This is a genomic window from Amycolatopsis sp. cmx-4-61, from assembly GCF_046548775.1.
GTDB lineage: Bacteria > Actinomycetota > Actinomycetes > Mycobacteriales > Pseudonocardiaceae > Amycolatopsis.
In genome coordinates, this window is the sequence record NZ_JAEBEI010000014.1 from 19,481 (window position 1) to 35,971 (window position 16,491).

13 protein-coding genes are annotated in these 16,491 nt (G+C 71.6%); 4 read left to right on the forward strand and 9 right to left on the reverse strand.

The genetic code is table 11. The annotated features are described in order from the left end of the window. Both ACLJOU_RS31745 and ACLJOU_RS31750 read left to right on the forward strand, forming a co-directional pair. The gene (locus ACLJOU_RS31745) at nucleotides 1-885 is read left to right on the forward strand and encodes a hypothetical protein (RefSeq protein WP_410572547.1); all 885 of its coding nucleotides are present in this window, start codon (nucleotides 1-3) and stop codon (nucleotides 883-885) included. A gap of 70 nt (nucleotides 886-955) precedes the next feature. Continuing rightward, the gene (locus tag ACLJOU_RS31750; RefSeq protein WP_410572549.1) at nucleotides 956-1,705 is read left to right on the forward strand and encodes a hypothetical protein; all 750 of its coding nucleotides are present in this window, start codon (nucleotides 956-958) and stop codon (nucleotides 1,703-1,705) included. 379 nt (nucleotides 1,706-2,084) lie between these two features. Here ACLJOU_RS31750 and ACLJOU_RS31755 read toward each other — a convergent pair whose 3' ends face one another. Together ACLJOU_RS31755 and ACLJOU_RS31760 are read right to left on the reverse strand one after the other, a co-directional pair. After that, nucleotides 2,085-2,576 carry a DUF6912 family protein gene (locus ACLJOU_RS31755; RefSeq protein ID WP_084093341.1) on the reverse strand — a complete coding sequence of 164 codons (492 nt, stop codon included), beginning with the start codon at nucleotides 2,574-2,576 and terminating at the stop codon, nucleotides 2,085-2,087. Next, entirely contained in the window at nucleotides 2,573-3,979 is a 1,407-nt protein-coding gene (locus ACLJOU_RS31760; protein WP_410572551.1) for a WS/DGAT/MGAT family O-acyltransferase, read from the reverse strand. Before ACLJOU_RS31760 ends, ACLJOU_RS31755 begins: the two co-directional genes overlap by 4 nt. Before the next feature lie 34 nt (nucleotides 3,980-4,013). On the opposite strand from ACLJOU_RS31760, the gene ACLJOU_RS31765 reads away from it, so the two are divergent. After that, the gene (locus ACLJOU_RS31765) at nucleotides 4,014-4,775 is read left to right on the forward strand and encodes a TrmH family RNA methyltransferase (RefSeq protein WP_410572553.1); all 762 of its coding nucleotides are present in this window, start codon (nucleotides 4,014-4,016) and stop codon (nucleotides 4,773-4,775) included. A 3-nt stretch (nucleotides 4,776-4,778) separates the two neighbouring features. On the opposite strand, the gene ACLJOU_RS31770 is transcribed toward ACLJOU_RS31765, so the two are convergent. Continuing rightward, nucleotides 4,779-5,153, reverse strand: a complete 375-nt coding sequence (locus tag ACLJOU_RS31770; protein WP_410572941.1) for an HAD-IA family hydrolase — start codon at nucleotides 5,151-5,153, stop codon at nucleotides 4,779-4,781. A 199-nt stretch (nucleotides 5,154-5,352) separates the two neighbouring features. Here ACLJOU_RS31770 and ACLJOU_RS31775 point away from each other — a divergent pair, with 199 nt between their 5' ends. Further along, nucleotides 5,353-5,805: an Rv3235 family protein gene (locus ACLJOU_RS31775; protein ID WP_410572555.1), complete on the forward strand. Its 453-nt coding sequence runs from the start codon at nucleotides 5,353-5,355 to the stop codon at nucleotides 5,803-5,805. A gap of 234 nt (nucleotides 5,806-6,039) precedes the next feature. Here ACLJOU_RS31775 and ACLJOU_RS31780 read toward each other — a convergent pair whose 3' ends face one another. From ACLJOU_RS31780 to mtrB, 6 genes are all read right to left on the reverse strand, one after another. After that, nucleotides 6,040-7,251, reverse strand: coding sequence for a cytochrome P450 (locus tag ACLJOU_RS31780; RefSeq protein ID WP_410572943.1), 1,212 nt, complete (start codon nucleotides 7,249-7,251; stop codon nucleotides 6,040-6,042). A 66-nt stretch (nucleotides 7,252-7,317) separates the two neighbouring features. Next, on the reverse strand, nucleotides 7,318-10,212 hold the full coding sequence (secA, locus tag ACLJOU_RS31785) for a preprotein translocase subunit SecA (protein WP_410572557.1): 2,895 nt from the start codon (nucleotides 10,210-10,212) through the stop codon (nucleotides 7,318-7,320). A 207-nt stretch (nucleotides 10,213-10,419) separates the two neighbouring features. Then, complete coding sequence (gene hpf, locus ACLJOU_RS31790) at nucleotides 10,420-11,106, reverse strand: ribosome hibernation-promoting factor, HPF/YfiA family (protein ID WP_003085632.1); 687 nt, start codon at nucleotides 11,104-11,106, stop codon at nucleotides 10,420-10,422. Between the two features lie 699 nt (nucleotides 11,107-11,805). Next, on the reverse strand, nucleotides 11,806-12,234 hold the full coding sequence (locus tag ACLJOU_RS31795; protein ID WP_410572559.1) for a hypothetical protein: 429 nt from the start codon (nucleotides 12,232-12,234) through the stop codon (nucleotides 11,806-11,808). A gap of 765 nt (nucleotides 12,235-12,999) precedes the next feature. Next, on the reverse strand, nucleotides 13,000-14,709 hold the full coding sequence (locus tag ACLJOU_RS31800) for an LpqB family beta-propeller domain-containing protein (RefSeq protein WP_410572561.1): 1,710 nt from the start codon (nucleotides 14,707-14,709) through the stop codon (nucleotides 13,000-13,002). Then, nucleotides 14,706-16,439 carry an MtrAB system histidine kinase MtrB gene (gene mtrB / locus ACLJOU_RS31805; protein WP_410572563.1) on the reverse strand — a complete coding sequence of 578 codons (1,734 nt, stop codon included), beginning with the start codon at nucleotides 16,437-16,439 and terminating at the stop codon, nucleotides 14,706-14,708. The genes ACLJOU_RS31800 and mtrB overlap by 4 nt, the downstream gene beginning before the upstream one ends. Nucleotides 16,440-16,491: the final 52 nt, after the last annotated feature.

The window sequence follows — 16,491 nt, forward strand, 5'->3', positions numbered from 1 at the left end:
ATGCGCAAGACCACTCTGGTCGCCGCGGGCGCCGCGCTGGTGCTCACGTTGACCGCGTGCAGCGGCAACTCCGCCACCGGCACCGCCGAACCGGCCGCCGCGAGCGGGCAGAGCCAGTCCGACGGCCTCTCTTCGCCCTTCACCGACGCGATCCAGCTGGCGTCGGCGTCCAAGCAGGGCACCGAGAAGTCCAAGTCGGCGAAGTTCACCATGGACGGCGCCGCCGGCGGCCAGACGATGACCGCGAACGGCGCGATGGCGTTCGACGGCGCGGCCACCAAGTTCTCGATGACGATGACCGCGGGCGGCCAGACCACCGAGATGCGCATGGTCGACAAGGTCATGTACATCAAGCTGCCCGCCGAAGAGCAGAAGCAGATGGGCACGGACAAGGCGTGGGCCAAGATCTCGGCCGACGGCACCGACCCGCTGTCGCAGGCGCTGGGTGGCGCGCTGTCGCAGTCGGCGGAGCAGAGTGACCCGAGCAAGTCGCTCGACCAGATCTCCAAGGCGGGCCGGATCGTCTCGTCCGACCAGACCGAACTGAACGGCCAGAAGGTCAACCACTACAAGCTGGAACTCGACATCGCCAAGGCCATCGACCAGTTCACCGGTCAGATCCCGGCCGCGGCGCGCGCCCAGGTCACCGACAAGCTCAAGGGCAAGGACGTCAAGATCCCGGTCGAGCTGTGGCTCGACAAGGACAACCTGCCGCTGCAGATGACGATGGACCAGGGTCCGCTGATGCAGGCGCTGGGCGCACCGGCCGGCGAGGCGAAGTTCACGATGAAGTACAGCGACTGGGGCACCCAGGTCGACGTGGCGGCCCCGCCGGCCGGCCAGGTCGTCGACCTCGGCGAGCTGATGAAGAAGGCCGGTCGCTGACCGGACGACGCTGAGTAGCAGCGGCTCCCCCGAACGAGGTCGGGGGAGCCGCTGTGTTTTTGTTGGCACCATGCGCAAAGCCGTCGTGGTGCTGCTGTTCGCCCTGCTCGCGGGCGCCTGCTCCGACCCGCCGCCCCGACCGGCGTTCGACGACGCCCGCGCGCTGGCGGACGCGGCCACGGCCGCCACGGCGAGCGGCGGCTCGGCGAAGTTCGCCACGGACGTCGCCGTCGGCTCGGTCCGGTCGAAGGGCCGGGGCGAGGCGCGGTTCGGTCCCGGCGGGACGGCCCAGGTGATGACGACGGACTTCCTCGGCGAGCCGCTGGAGCTGCGGCTGGTGGCCGGGAAGCTGTACGCGAAGGTGCCGGAAGGTTCGCGCGACGAGGTCGGCGCCGGGAGGCCGTGGGTGGTGGTCTCGGCGGCCGGAACGGACCCGTTTTCCCAGGTCCTCGGCGGAAGTTTGACGCAGCTCGCCGCGCAGAACGACCCGGCGCACACGCTGGGCGAGATCCGCACGGCGGGCACGATCGTCTCGGCGGAACGGGGCCGGCTGAACGGCGTACCGGCGGAGCACTACCGGGTCGACCTCGATCTGCCGCGGCTGGGCACGGACCTGCCGGCCGGGCTGCCCGCGGACGCGGCGGGCCGGGTGGGCGGGAAGTTCCCGGTGGAAGTGTGGCTGGACGAGGGGCACCGGCCGCTGCAGATCGTGCTGGACCTTTCGCCGATCCTGCAGGGGGAGGCGCGGATCACGACCCGGTACAGCGATTGGGGTGTGCCGGTCGACGTGCAACCGCCGCCCGCCGGTGAGGTCGGATAGCCGGCCCGCCGTCTCTGGTGGAGTTCCGGCGAAGTCGTGTCTTCGTCAGCGCCTCAAAGCGCTCACTGGCCCACCACCCCGAAGCCTGATTGTGACTACGGACGGCGGTACCGCGTCAAGGCGGGAAAGCGTGCCTTGACCCGGCACCACCGCCCGTGTTTTCGGCTTCGTATCGGGGAGGTCTGGGTAAGGCGCCAGTCAGGCCTCAGCCGGCCGGTCACACCCCCGCCCATCCCTGGGGGGCGTCCCCGATTCCATTCTACCGGCCGCCCCCGACAAAACCGCTGCTCAAGGCCGGTTGTCCACAGGCGAGCCCCATTGAGGACAACTCAGAGCAGCTCCAGCAAGAGCGCCAATTCCTGTGCCGCGCGCCAGCCCGTCAGAGCAGCTCCAGCAGGAACGGCAGCTCCTGCGGCGCATACCAGGCCAGCTCGTGGTCCTCGGCGTCCCCCAGCGTGAACTCCGCGTCCGGGTCGCCCAGGTCCGCCGCGTCGATCACCGCTGCTGCCGCCGCCACCGCCTCGGCCGCCTCCGGGGCGTCCACGTGGATCGCCGCTACCGCCGACAGCGGGATGGGGCCGCCGATGCGGACCACCGGGGCGTCCAGGTCCGGGCGCAGGGTCACGCCCGACACGTCCGCCGACACCACCACCCGGCGCGGCTCGCCCTTCTCCTCCGCCGCGATCAGGCGCAGCGAGGCGCGGGCCGCGTCCAGCAGCGCCGCGTACTCCAGCTCCTCGTCGGACCCGCTCACGTACGCCTCGCGCAACGCCGGCGTCAGCGCGAACGCCGTTCCGCTGCGGGCGCGGAACTCCCCCGATGATTCGAGGTCGCGAAGCATCGCGATGGTCGCAGGCAGATAGACCCTCACCAGTGCGCACCCTTCAGCTCTTCCAGGGACTCTTCGATCATCCCGGCCACCAGATCGACGTCGAACGCGGCCTTGCGGTCGCCGTTGAGTCCGAAGTAGACGCCGCCGTGGTAGGACGTCACCCCGATCGCCAGCGCCTGGGTGCGCATCAGCGGCATCACCGGGAACATCTCGACCAGTCTGGCCTCTCCCGCGTACATCGGCACCTGGGGGCCCGGTGAATTGGTCACCATGACGTTGAAGATGCGCCCGGACAGCGACCCCGCCGCTCGCGCGCCGAGGGAATGCAGGGTAGCCGGGGCGAAGCCGCCGACCTTGAGCAGCCCGCGCGCCGCCACCGACCGGCCCGAATCCAGGTGCTCGGCCATCGCGTGGCCGATGTGCTGCAGCCGCAGGACCGGGTTCGGCTCGCCGACCGGCAGGTCCACCAGGTACGCCGCCACCTGGTTGCCGACCAGCCCCGGCGTCGAGTACCCGGGCGTCTCCGCGTCGCCGACCGCCAGCGGCACCAGCGCGCGGATCGTCGTGACCGGCGTCAGCTGCACCTCGCGCGAAAGCAGCCATTCGCGCAGCGCGCCGGTGATGGCCGCGAGGACGACGTCGTTGACCGTGCCGCCGTGCGCCGCGCGGATCTTCCGGAAGTCCTCCAGTCGCGTGCGGACTACGGAGAACACGCGGCCGCCGGACACCCGGACGTTCAGCGGCCCCGGCGGCGCCGGGCTCACCAGGGTGCGCAGCGTCGAGGCCACCCCGCCGACCGTCTCGGCGAACTTGCCCGCCGCCGCGAACGCGTCGTTGGCCGCGGACCGGACGTTCTCCACGACTTCGCCCGGCCGCTGGACGCCCTCGCTGATCGCGTCCATGACCAGCTGCGCGCGGCTCGGCTCGCGGCGTGGCGTCCAGGTGTCCTCGAAGGGCTCCGGCTCGGCCGGCACCGGGTCGAGGATCAGCTGGCCGAGGTCGATCGTGCCAACACCGTCCACAACGGACTGGTGTGTCTTCGTCACCAGCGCCACGCGGTCACCGGACAGCCCCTCGATGAAGTACGCCTCCCAGAGCGGGCGTTCCGGCGCCAGCCGCCGCGACATCAGCCGCGCGACCAGGTCGAACAGCTGGTCGTCGCGGCCCGGCTGGGGCAGCGCCGAGCGCCGGACGTGGTAGTTGAGGTCGAAGTCGGCGTCGTCCACCCACACCGGCCGCGCCAGGTGCCCCGGCACCTCCAGCACGCGCTGCCGGTACCGCGGCAGGAACGCCAGCCGCCCGCCGATCAGGTCGACCAGCTGCGCGTACCCGAACCCGGACCGCGGCCGCTCGAAGATCGCCACCCCGCCGACGTGCATCGGGGTCGCGTGGTCCTCGAGGTAGAGGAACGAGGCGTCCAGCGCGGAAAGGCGGTCGGGCATGGGGCGATCCTTACACAATGCGAGACTGCTGGGTGTGGGTGATGAGTCGACGATCTCGCCGAAGGACCGCTTCCTGACCGTGTACGGCCGGAAGCCGGTGCTCGAGGCACTGGCGGACGACGGCCTGCGGGTGGACAAGGTGATCCTCGCCGACACCGCCCGCGGTCCGGGCGCGGCGGAGATCCAGCGCGCGGCGAAGGCCGCCGGCGTGCCGGTGCAGCGCGCCAGCGCGCACCGGGTCAAGGTGCTCGCCGGCAACGGCAAACAGGACCAGGGTGTGCTCGCCGACGTCGTCGCCCCGCGGATGCGAGCGCTTTCCGCGGCGCTGGCCGACCGGCGCCCGCCGGCGCGGGTGCTGCTGCTGGACGGCATCACCACGCCCGCGAACGTCGGCATGATCCTGCGGACGGCGACCGCGGCCGGGCTGGACGGCGTGATCGTGCCCCGGCGCGGGGTCGCGGCGCTGGATCCACTGGTGGTCAAGGCGTCGGCCGGGGTGGCGTTCCGCGCGCCGGTGCTGCGCTGCGGCTCGGCGCGCGAGGCCGCGGAAATGCTCGCCGAAGCCGGCTACGGGCTCTACGCGCTGGGCGCGTCGGCGCGCACGACGCTGTTCGACGTCGACCTGCCGCAGCGCGCGGCGTTCGTTCTCGGCGGCGAGACCGACGGCGTCGGACCGGAGGTGGGCGAGCTCGTCACCGAGTGGCTGTCGATCCCGATGCCGGGTGACGCCGAATCGCTGAACGTCTCGGCCGCCGCCGCGGTGCTGTCGTTCGAGCTGGTCCGCCGCGGGCGCTGACCCTCACCCGGCCGGGAACAGCACGGCGAGCTCGTCCAGGGTTTGGGGGACCGACCGGTGCTGCACGCCGACCATGCCCGCCTGGACGGCGCCGCGGATGTTCGTCGCCGAGTCGTCGACGAACGCGCAGACCGTGGCGGGCAGCCCGAGCCGGTCGGCGGCGATCAGGTAGACCGCCGGGTCCGGTTTGGCCACGCCGACCTCACCGGAAAACACCAGGGCGTCGAAATAGTCGAACATGGTCTTCTTGACCTCGTCCGACGCCCCGGGGGCGTTGGACAGCAGCGCGGTGCGGACGCCCCGCCCGCGCGCGGCCGCCAGGTAGTCGTAGAACCGGCCGGCGTCGGGATCGGTGAGAACTCCGGCGAAATCGACCAATAGCCCTTTCAGCACCCGGCACACCATAGCGGGGCGGCAACACGCTGTCTTCGCGGCGGGCAAAGATGCCGGTCGGCGTACCGCACCGGCGGGCCGTAATCCACGGATTCACCGGTTCTCGCCCGGATCGTGCGATTCCGGTGTCCTTTTCGGTCCGTCCCGCCTCTAAGCGAAAGCCGAGTCAGGGAGGGAAGGGAAATTGATCGAGGAACATCGGTTGCGGACGCTGGTCCAGGCGGAGACACCCCGCCTCGCGGACCGTCCGGAAGTGGTGACACCGCGCGAGCACCGCGCGTCGCGCGGCCCGGCGCCGCGGCAGCTCGACGCGGACGAGGTGGGCCACCTGCTGAACACGCTCCTGGAGGCGTACGACGGCCGCCGCCCGGCGGCGCAGATCCGGGCGCTGGTGGCCCCGGAGGTGTACGCGGGTCTCGCCGGCCCCCGCCGGCCACGGCCCCGGCACCGGACGCAGACGGTCCACACGTGCGCCCCGGCACCGGAGGTGGTGGAGGCGTGCGCCCGGGTGGAAGCGGACGGCCGCTCGTTCGCCCTGGCCGCCCGGTTCACGCGCACCCCGACGGGGTGGCGGTGCGAGCGGTTCGCGCTGTTGAAACCGCAGCAACCGGCGAACCCGAACCGGCGGGCAGCGTGAAGGGGGCACGCGGGTCCCGCGCCCCACCGGTGTTCTCGGGGAGGCTCGCGCCCCCTGCTCAGGGGACCGCGCACGCGCGGTCCCCTGAGCGCCGGTCGCCGGATCGGCGCTCCATCAAGGGACCGCGCCGGGCAAAGCGGACCGCGCAGCGCGACCCTCGGCGGCCGAGCGACATGGCAACGGCCGCAGCCAAGACCTGGGCGCGCCCTGTACCCCCGCCGCAGGCCGCCGGGGCTAACTGCCGCTGGCGACCGGGAGCGTCGACAAGCCGCGCAGCGTGGTCGTCGGGTTCCACTCCGGGGTTCCCGCCAGGGCCAGCTCCGGGCGGCGGCGGGCCAGTTCGCGGAACGCGATCCGGGCCTCCAGCCTCGCCAGCGGTGCGCCCAGGCAGAAGTGGATGCCCTGGCCGAACGCCAGGTGGCGGCCCGGCTCACGGGCCGGGTCGAACGTCTCCGGGGCCGGGCCCGCCGCCGGGTCGCGATTGGCCGCTCCGAGCACCACGATCACCTGGCTGCCCGACGGCACCGCCAGCTCGCCCAGCGCCGTGTCGCGCAAGGCTGTGCGGGCCGTCAGCTGGACCGGTGAGTCGTAGCGCAGCACCTCCTCCACCACCCGCGCCGCGTTCTCGCCGTCCGCGCCCAGTGGCTTCAGGCCGTCCGGGCCGCGCAGGAGCGCCAGGGTGCCGTTGCCGATCAGGTTCGTCGTCGTCTCGTGGCCGGCGATGAGCAGGAGCGTGAGCGTCACCAGCAGCTCGCCCTCGCTCAGCACGTCGCCCGCGTCGGACACCGCGACCAGCGCCGACAACAGGTCGTCACCCGGCTCGCGGCGCCGCCGGGCCGCCAGCTCGCGGAAGTAGGCCACGAACGACTGCCGCGCCCGGATCGCCGGTTCAACCGTCTCCGGGTGCTGCAGGAACGGCGGGTCCAGTGCCCGCGCCATCGCGTGCGACCACTCCGCGAAGCGCTCGCGGTCGTCCAGCGGCACGCCGAGGAGCTCGGCGATCACCTCGACCGGCAACGGCTTCGCGAGCGCCGTCATCACATCGAACCGGTCCGGCGCGCGGTCGACGAGCGCGGCGGCGATCTCCTCGATGCGCGGCGCGAGCTGCTCGACCATCCGCGGCGTGAACGCCTTCGACACCAGCCGCCGCAGCCGCGTGTGGTCCGGCGGGTTCAGCGACAGGAACGCCCGGACCACGCGTCCCGATTCGTCGACCGGCTGGTCCGGGAGGCGGTCCGCCGGATCCAGGTACTCCGGTTCCGGGTGGCCGAACGCCGGGTCGCGCAGCACCTGCGTGGCCTCGGCCAGACCGCTGACCACGAACATCCGCTCCGCGAGGGCCGCCACCGGCCAGCGCTCGCGCCACCGCCGGTAGTGCGGGTACGGGTCCGGCCGCCGCTCGGCGCCGAACAGCGCGAAGAACTCCTGCGGATCCACCGACGTCACTGAAACCATCCCCCGTTCATGACACCGGGGCGCGCGGTCCAGCCGCGCGCCCCGGTCACACCCGCGTCAGCGACGCGGGCCCTTCTTGCCCTTCTTGGCGGCGTCGCGCTGCGCGGCACGACGGTCGCGGCGGGTACCGCCGGCCCCGCCGCCCGCGGCCTGCGCCCCACCCTCGACGTGCGCCTCGACCTCGCCGTCCTCGCCCGGACCGGACAGCATCATGCCCGACTGCGGGCCACCGGCGCCGAGGCCCTTGCCGCGCAGCGCGGCCGGGACGGACTCGGAGTCGGTGGTCGGCGGCTGCGGCGGCGCCGGGCGCGCGTGCCGGCCCTCCGCGGGCGCCGCGGGCTGGCCGTTGCCCGAAGCCACCCCCGTCGGCACGGCGGCCGCGCCCTCCGCGGGCGGTGCTTCGGCGCGCTCGACCTGCAGGTTGAACAGGAAGCCGACGGCCTCCTCCTTCAGCGAGTCGAGCATCGCGCGGAACATGTCGAAGCCCTCGCGCTGGTACTCGATCAGCGGGTCGCGCTGCGCCAGCGCCCGCATGCCGATGCCCTGCTTGAGGTAGTCCATCTCGTACAGGTGCTCGCGCCACTTGCGGTCGAGGACCGTCAGCATCACCTGGTGCTCCAGGGTCCGCATGCCCTCCGGGCCGACGAGCGCGTTGATCTCCGCTTCGCGCTTGTCGTAGGCGTTGCGGGCGTCCTGGACCAGCGCCTCGCGCAGCGTGCTCTCGTCGAGGTCGCCGTCCTCCATGAGGTCGTCCCACTCGATGCTCACCGGGTAGAGCTGCTTCAGCGCCGACCACAGCTTCTCGTGGTCCCAGTCCTCGGCGTAGCCGTTGGCCGTCGCGCCGTCCACGTAGGCGTTGACGACGTCGACGAGCATGCCCTCGATCTGGTCGCGCAGGTTCTCCCCGGCCAGGACGCGGTGGCGCTCGGCGTAGATCACCTTGCGCTGCTCGTTCATGACCTCGTCGTACTTGAGGACGTCCTTGCGCTGCTCCATGTTGATCTGCTCGACCTGGGTCTGCGCGCTCTTGATGGCCTTGGAGACCATCTTGTGCTCGATCGGCACGTCGTCGGGCAGGCGCATGGTCGTCATGACGCGCTCGACCATCGTCGCGTTGAAGCGGCGCATGAGCTCGTCGCCGAGCGACAGGTAGAAGCGGGACTCGCCCGGGTCGCCCTGACGGCCGGACCGGCCGCGGAGCTGGTTGTCGATGCGGCGCGACTCGTGCCGCTCGGTGCCCAGGACGTACAGGCCGCCCGCTTCGCGGACCTCCTCGCCCTCGGCCTTCGACTCCGCCTTGACCTGCTCGAGGACCTCGGGCCAGGCGGCCTCGTACTCCTCGGAGTGCTCGACCGGGTCCAGGCCGCGCTCGCGCAGCACCTGGTCGGCGATCAGGTCGGGGTTGCCGCCGAGCACGATGTCGGTACCGCGGCCGGCCATGTTCGTGGCGACCGTGACGGCGCCCTTCTGGCCGGCGCGCGCGACGATCAGCGCCTCGCGGTCGTGGTGCTTCGCGTTCAGCACCTCGTGCGGGACGCTCAGCTTCACCAGCAGCTTCGACAGGTGCTCGGACTTCTCGACGCTCGTCGTGCCGACCAGCACCGGCTGGCCCTTTTCGTGCCGCTCGGCGATGTCCTCGGCGACGGCCTCGAACTTGGCCTGCTCGGTCTTGTAGATCAGGTCCGGCTGGTCCTGGCGGATCATCGGCCGGTTCGTCGGGATCGGCACCACACCCAGCTTGTAGGTCTGGTGGAACTCCGCGGCCTCGGTCTCGGCCGTACCGGTCATGCCGGCCAGCTTGTCGTAGAGGCGGAAGTAGTTCTGCAGCGTGATCGTCGCCAGGGTCTGGTTCTCGGCCTTGATCTCGACCTTTTCCTTGGCCTCGATCGCCTGGTGCATGCCCTCGTTGTAGCGGCGGCCGTGCAGGATGCGCCCGGTGAACTCGTCGACGATCATGACTTCGCCGTTGCGGACGATGTAGTCCTTGTCGCGGTGGAAGAGTTCCTTCACCTTGAGCGCGTTGTTCAGGTACCCGACCAGCGGGGTGTTCGCGGCCTCGTACAGGTTGTCGATGCCGAGCTGGTCCTCGACGAACCGGACGCCCTTCTCCGTGACGGCGACCGTGCGCTTCCGGACGTCGACCTCGTAGTGGTACTTCGAGTTGATCAGGTTCGTCTTCTCGACGCGCTCCCGCGACCCCATCGTGGTGGTGTCGATGCCCTGCATCAGCGGCGCGAGCCGGGCGAACTCGACGTACCAGCGCGAGGACTGGTCGGCCGGGCCGGAGATGATCAGCGGCGTCCGGGCCTCGTCGATGAGGATCGAGTCCACCTCGTCGACGATGGCGAAGTTGTGCCCGCGCTGCACGCAGTCGTCGAGGCTCCACGCCATGTTGTCGCGCAGGTAGTCGAAGCCGAACTCGTTGTTCGTGCCGTAGGTGATGTCGGCGTTGTAGTGGGAGCGCCGCACGTCCGGCTGCTGCTCCGAGAGGATGACGCCGACCTCGAGGCCGAGGAAGCGGTGGATGCGGCCCATCCACTCCGAGTCGCGCTTGGCGAGGTAGTCGTTCGTCGTGACGACGTGGACGCCCTTGCCGGGGATGGCGTTGAGGTAGGCCGGGAGGACGCAGGTGAGCGTCTTGCCCTCACCGGTCTTCATCTCGGCGACCTGGCCGAGGTGCAGCGCCGCGCCGCCCATCAGCTGGACGTCGAAGTGGCGCTGGCCCAGCACCCGCTTGGCCGCCTCCCGGACGACGGCGAACGCCTCCGGCAGCAGGTCGTCGAGCGATTCGCCCTCGCCGTTCCGCTTGCGGAACTCTTCGGTCTTGGCCCGCAGCTCGGCGTCGGTCAGGTCCTTGACGTCGTCTTCGAGGGTGTTGATGTGATCGGCGATGTTGCGCAGCCGCTTCACCATCTTGCCCTCGCCCGCGCGGAGCAGGCGGTTCAGCACCATCCGGTCGACCTCACTAGCTGATCATGAGTGCGCCCAGGCCGGTCCCAGGCAGGTTCTCCCGAGGTGGCGGCCGTGTTCGGCGCCACCTTCCCACCCCCATCGTAGGGAACGGTGGCCGTCGTGTGCACACGCCGTACGTCCTGACATGCGGAGGGCCCGCACGCGAGCGCGTGCGGACCCTCCGTCTGGCCTCCTCGGATGCCCGGCTCAGCCGAGCCGGATCACGCCGTAGTCGAAGCCTTTCCGCCGGTAGACCACGCTGGGCCGGCCCGCGTCGGAGTCGTTGAAGAGGTAGAAGTCGTGGCCGACCAGCTCCATCTCGTAGAGAGCCTGGTCCACCGTCATGGGCTCCGCGGTGTGCTGCTTCTCGCGAACGACGCGGCCGGGCTGGTGACCCAGGTCGTCGTCGGCCCAGCTCTGCTGCTGGGGCAGGTGGAATTCTTCGGCACTCGCGAAGCCGTTCGTCTGCGGCTCGGCTTCGGGTGCGTCCAACACCGCGGTACGCGCGGCGGGACTGGCTGCGGCCGGGGATCCACCACCCGGCAGTGCCGAGGTCGCTTCGGCGACCGATTCCGGGCGGCTGCGGCCGTAGTGCACGCGCCTCCGGTCGTGTGTCCTCCGCAGCCGGTTTTCCAGCTTGGTGACTGCGGAATCGAGCGCCGCGTAGAAGTCGGCGGCACACGCTTCAGCGCGTACGGCCGGGCCTCGCCCCTTTCCGGTGATTTCGACGCGCTGGCAGCTCTTGGCCTGGCGCCGGTTGGGTTCGTGGAACAGTTCCACGTCGTACCGGATGACTTTCCTGTCATAGCGCTCGAGGCGGGCCAGCTTTTCGCTGACGAGCGCCCGATAGTGGTCGGGCACCTCCACGTTGCGGCCCTTAACGACGATGTCCATACACGACCTCCCTCGCTGAGATGACTGCGAGCTGTTGTGTTCACACACGGCGCCGGTATTGCGGGGACGTAAGCCCGGATCGCGGGCTGAGAAGGAACTCGGGAACGGTGGACGACGTCTCGTTCCGGTGACCGAGCGCGGACTCAGCGCACCTCCGGCGCCAGGGACATGGGCTCGTCACCTCCCTGCCTGCGGGGATTGCTGATTGCGGAGCACGTTAGCTTCCTCACGCCCGTTACAACAGCCCCCGAGCCGGGGGATGTCAGGGGATGGGACCCGGTCACCCCGCGCAGTGATCGCGGAGCGGGCACCGCAAAACACCCGCTGGTCGGACGCGCCCCGGTCGCCGTGCTTTCACACGGAAGGCGCAGCGTCGATCGACAGTGGACGCCGAGGGTGACAGCCCGGTTTCCCACAGCCGCCACCTCGGTGGAGTGGCGCGGCAGCCGAGTGATCGTGATCGGCACCCTCATGCCCGGACAACGGGCGCCGATCCGTTCCCGTTCCCGCTCGTTGTCACTCGTCCAGGTGACGTTCGGTTCACCCGGGCGCGAGAACTGGCGTTTTCGGGGTTTGAGCTGCGGAAGTGTTGGCTGGGGCCGGAATTGTGGCTGGTTGCTCGTGGCGCGGGCACGGAACCGGTACCACCGTTTTTGCGCGCTTGCCGGAGAAGATCCTTTCGCGGGCAGGGCCGGCCGGTCAGCCGGCGGTCAGGAGGGTCAGGACGGCGGAGACCGCAAAGCCCTCCGCCGTCAGGGCTCGGGTGCAGGCGGCCGCAGTGGCGCCGGTCGTGATCACGTCGTCGAGGACGACGATGGGGAGGCCGGGCGGGGGCCGTCCGGCTTCCCGGAACTTCAGGCGGCCCGCCAGGTTGGCGATGCGCTGCTCGCGGCCGAGTCCGACGGCGTCGCGGGCTGCGCCGGCGAGTTCCAGCGCCGGGGCGACCGTGACTTCGATGCCTCGGGCCGCGAGGACGCTCGCCGCCGCGTGGGCGAGCCGCTCGACGTGCGGGCCGCCGCGAACACGCGCGGCCGCCGGGCGGCTGGGGGCGGGGACGAGGCAGATGGCTCGGGCTGCGGGCGACGCGCGGGGCGGCGGTGCAGCCGGGGCGGGCCTTGGGGTGGTCAAGAGGGGTGCGCCGGGCTGGGTCGGCGGGCTGGTTGGGGCGGTCGAGGCTGCGGGCGACTGAGGCCGAGCTGCGCCCGGGACACTCGAGATCTCGCCTTGCCAGGCCAGGGCGGCACTCGGCCCGGTCAGGTCGCCAACCCGCTCAGTCGAGGCGCTGGGCCGCTGAAGCCGAGCTGCGCTCAGGACACCTGAAATCTCGCCTCGCCGAGCCAGGGCGGCACTCAGCCCAGCCGGGCCACCAACCCGCTCAGTCGAGGCGCCGGCCAGCCCAGGCGGAGCTGCGCCCAGGTCACCCGAGGTCTCGCCCGGCCGAGCCGAAAAGCCCCCGAGCCCAGCCGAGCCGCCGCCCCGCCCAGTCGAGACCCGGGCCGACCGAGCCGCAACGCCACCCGACCCAGCCGGAACCCCCGTCTCACCGCCTGCCCCCAGCGGCAGCACGACCAACGCCTCCGCCAGCGCCCTCCCCAGCGAAGGCGCCAGATCCCTCCTCCCCCGCTCCTTGTACGCGATCAGCAGCTTCCGCCCCACCCCGCGGTACCGGGCCAGCGCGAACACCCGCACCAGCCCCGCCGTCGGGCCGCGCACCACTTCCCTGGCCGCGCCCCACACCCCTTCGCACTTCACGCAGCACGGCTCCCCACGCGCTCCGCACGCGGCGCAGCGGCTGGGGATCAGCAGATCGAGCAGTCTCTTCAGCACACGGACAGTGTCACGACCGGCACCGACAGTTTCCGGCCCCGGACTGTCACTCACCCGAGTGAAAGATCAGCCCGGATAGAAGGGATCCGCGTCCTTCATCGTGTGGCTCTGGGGCCGCCACACCTCGCCCAGCACCGAGGCCGTCCACAGGCCGTTCGCGTCCGCCACCACGATCGGGCGGTTGGGGGCCGCCGTCACGCCGTGGACCGTCGGGGTCAGGTTGCTGCTGTTGAACGCGTCGATGCGCTGGCCGTCCACCGTCACGCGGACCACCGGCTGGGAGGGGGACTTCGTCACCGCCACCAAGCCGTCCTGGGCGACCCAGTCCACGTCGACGACGTCTTCGAGGTCGTGCGGCTGGAGGTGGCGCGGCTCGCGCAGGGACACCGAGTCGCCGGTGACGACCACCGATGCCACCCACAGCTGGCCCTTGATCACCGCCGCCATGCGGGCGCCGTCGCGGGAGAACCGCAGCTCCGTGATGCCGCCCTGCTGGATCAGGTCCGCCGCGTTGACGCTCAGCGCCGTCCAGTGGCCGTTCTGGTCGAGCACCATCCGGCCCACCGACAGCCCGTCGACCACCGTCCACAGCTCTCCGGTGCCCGGACGCCACGTCGGGCGGGTCAGGGAACTGCCGCCGAGGGTCGTCAACGCCAGGTCGTGCCCGAGGTCGCCGATCCGCAGGCGCACGCCGCCGCCGCTGCGCTCCACCACCGCCAGGCGCTTGCCGTCGATCGACTGGGCCGCGCTCACGACGTCGTACCCGCCGTTGCCCGCCGGCCCGGGGACCGGGGCACCGTCACCGAGGGACCGGACGCGGCCGCCGACCGTCATCAGGCCCGGCAGCTCCACGCTGATCGCCAGCGAAGCGCCGTACGCGGGCAGTTCGTTCAGCCGCCAGTCCGAGTGGTTCGCCACGAGCGGGGCGCCGTCGGCGAGGATGCGGATCCGGGCGGACGTGACGTACTGCAGGGACAGCACGATCTGCGCCGCGATCAGGTTCCGGATGTCGTCCGGGACCCCCGTGAGCCCGGTCAGCGGCACCACGAGCGTCCCGTCGTCGAGGCTCTTGACGTTCGTGTCGATCTCGATGGGCTCGCCGAGCAGGTTCTTCACCGCCCCGGCCAGGCTCGGTGACGGCCCGCCGACCAGCAGGTCCATCACCCGGCCCGGCAGCCCGGACTGCGGCTTCGCGACGACGTACCGCCGGTCGGGGACGAAGGTGGCCGCCGACTCCGAGTAGAAGCTGATCGGCACCGGCGTGTAGTTCTCGCTGAAGTCGGACTCGGTCGCGTACAGGTCGGCGGGCGGGTCGACGATCCGCCACTGGCCGTTCGCCTGCTTGCGCACCTTCACCTGCAACAGCGCCGAGGTGTAGTCCGGCACGAACGAGCTGTTCTGGTCCAGCGTGCCGATGTCGATCCCGCGCACGTTGACGACCTGCGTGTTCGGGTCCGGCGGCGGGGCCGTGTCGTAGACCGTGCCGAAGGTGTCCTGGATGATCGTCAGGCTGCGGCTCGGCCGCCAGCTCGCCCGGCCCGGCTCGTCCAGGTAGGCGCGCGCGGCGGCGTTGTTCTGCCCCGGCTTGAGCGTCGCCCCGACGAAGGCGCGGACCAGCGACAGCGGGTCGATCCCCGGCGGTGGCTCCGGCACGACGTCACCGGAGCTCTGGCCCTGCCGTTCGCCGGGCACGACCACCGGCTGCGACTCCAGCGGCACGTTCGCGCAGCCCGCGAGCAGCACCAGGCACAGAACCGACAGGACGAAGCGTTTCACTGACCGATTCCCTCACGTTCGGCGAAGATCGCCTCCGGCGCCGGCGTGACGTCGACGACCCCGAGCGGCGCCGCGGTGGCGAAGCGGTCGGGCGGCGGCAGCACCAGCGGCGGGTCACCGGCGGGCACGTCCTGCTGACGCGGCAGCACCAGCCGGAAACAGGCACCGTGGCCGGGCTCGCCCCACGCGTCGAGCTCGCCGCCGTGCAGCCGCGCGTCCTCCTGGCTGATCGCCAGGCCGAGGCCGGTGCCGCCGGTGCGGCGGTTGCGCGAGGGGTCGGCGCGCCAGAACCGGTTGAACACCAGATCCGCCTCGCCGGGCCGCAGGCCGACGCCGTGGTCGCGGACCGTGATCGCGACGGCGGTTTCGTTCGCCCCGACGGTCAGCACCACCGGCTTGCCCTCGCTGTGGTCGACCGCGTTGGCCAGGAGGTTGCGCAGGATCCGCTCGACGCGCCGGGCGTCGACCTCGGCGATCACCTCGTCCTCGGGCAGCACCAGCTCGACCGAGCTGCCTGCGTTGCCGGCGATCACCCGCACCTGCTCGACCGCGCGGGTGGCGATCGGGCGGACGTCGATGTACTCCGCGGCCAGCTCCTCCACCCCGGCGTCGAGCCTGCTGATCTCCAGCAGGTCGCCGAGCAGCGCCTCGAACCGGTCGAGCTCGTCGACCAGCAGCTCGGTCGAGCGCGCGAGCCCGGCCGGGAACTGCTCGCGGGAGGCGTGCAGCACGTCCGCGGCCATCCGGACGGTGGTGAGCGGGGTGCGCAGCTCGTGCGAGACGTCGGAGGTGAACCGGCGCTGCAGCCCGCCGAACTCCTCGAGCTGGCGGATCTGGCGCTGGATGCTCGCGGCCATCTCGTTGTAGGACACCGCGAGCTTCGCGAGGTCGTCCTCGCCGAGCACGGCGAGCCGCTGGTCGAGGTCGCCGCCGGCGAACTGCTCGGCCGCCGCGGCCGCCGAGCGGACCGGCCGCACCACCTGCCGCGTCACCAGGTTCGTGATGCCCGCCAGCAGGAGCAGCAGCACGAGCCCGCCGACCAGCAGCGTGTTCTGCACCGTCGAGACGGTGGTCTGCTCGGTCGTCAGCGGGAACAGCAGGTACAGCTGCAGCGGGGTGGCGACGGTGTTGAGCGGGGTGCCGACGATCAGGTACGTCGTGCGCCCGCCCGTCGCGTCCGGGACGGTGTGCTCGAGCCAGCTCGTCCGGTCGGCCTCGACGAACTGGCGCAGCCGCGGCGGCACGTTCTCGAAGGGACCCGCGGACGACGGGTCGGCGCCGGACTGGTCGTGGCCGCCGCTGGCGAGCACCGGGACGAACGTGCCCGCCGCCGAGCCGGCCGCGTCCTGGCTGGTCGGCGTGATCGCGATCTTCTTCAGCGCGTTCTCGAGCCGGTTCCGCAGCGCCTCGTCGTTCTCGGAGCCCAGCCCGACGAGCTCACCGGCGGCCGTCTCCGCCGCCGCGCGGGTCTGCGCGATCGCCGCGGTGCGCTTGGTGTCCAGCAGCCGTTCGGTGATCTGGTTCTGCAGCACCATGCCCAGCACGAAGACCACGGCCGAGGACAGCGCGAGCGTCGACACCGTGACGCGGAACTGCAGCGAGTGCTTCCAGAGCTCGTTGAACGCGACCGCGCGACGGCGCGCGAAAACGACGACACGCCGCACCAGGCGTGCCGTCGAACGCGCGAACGCGGGGATCCGCCTGCCGGTCGCGGAAGTCTCGGAAGTCACCGAACTCACCGAACTCACCGAAGTCTCGGAAGTCACCGAAGTCGCTGCCGCA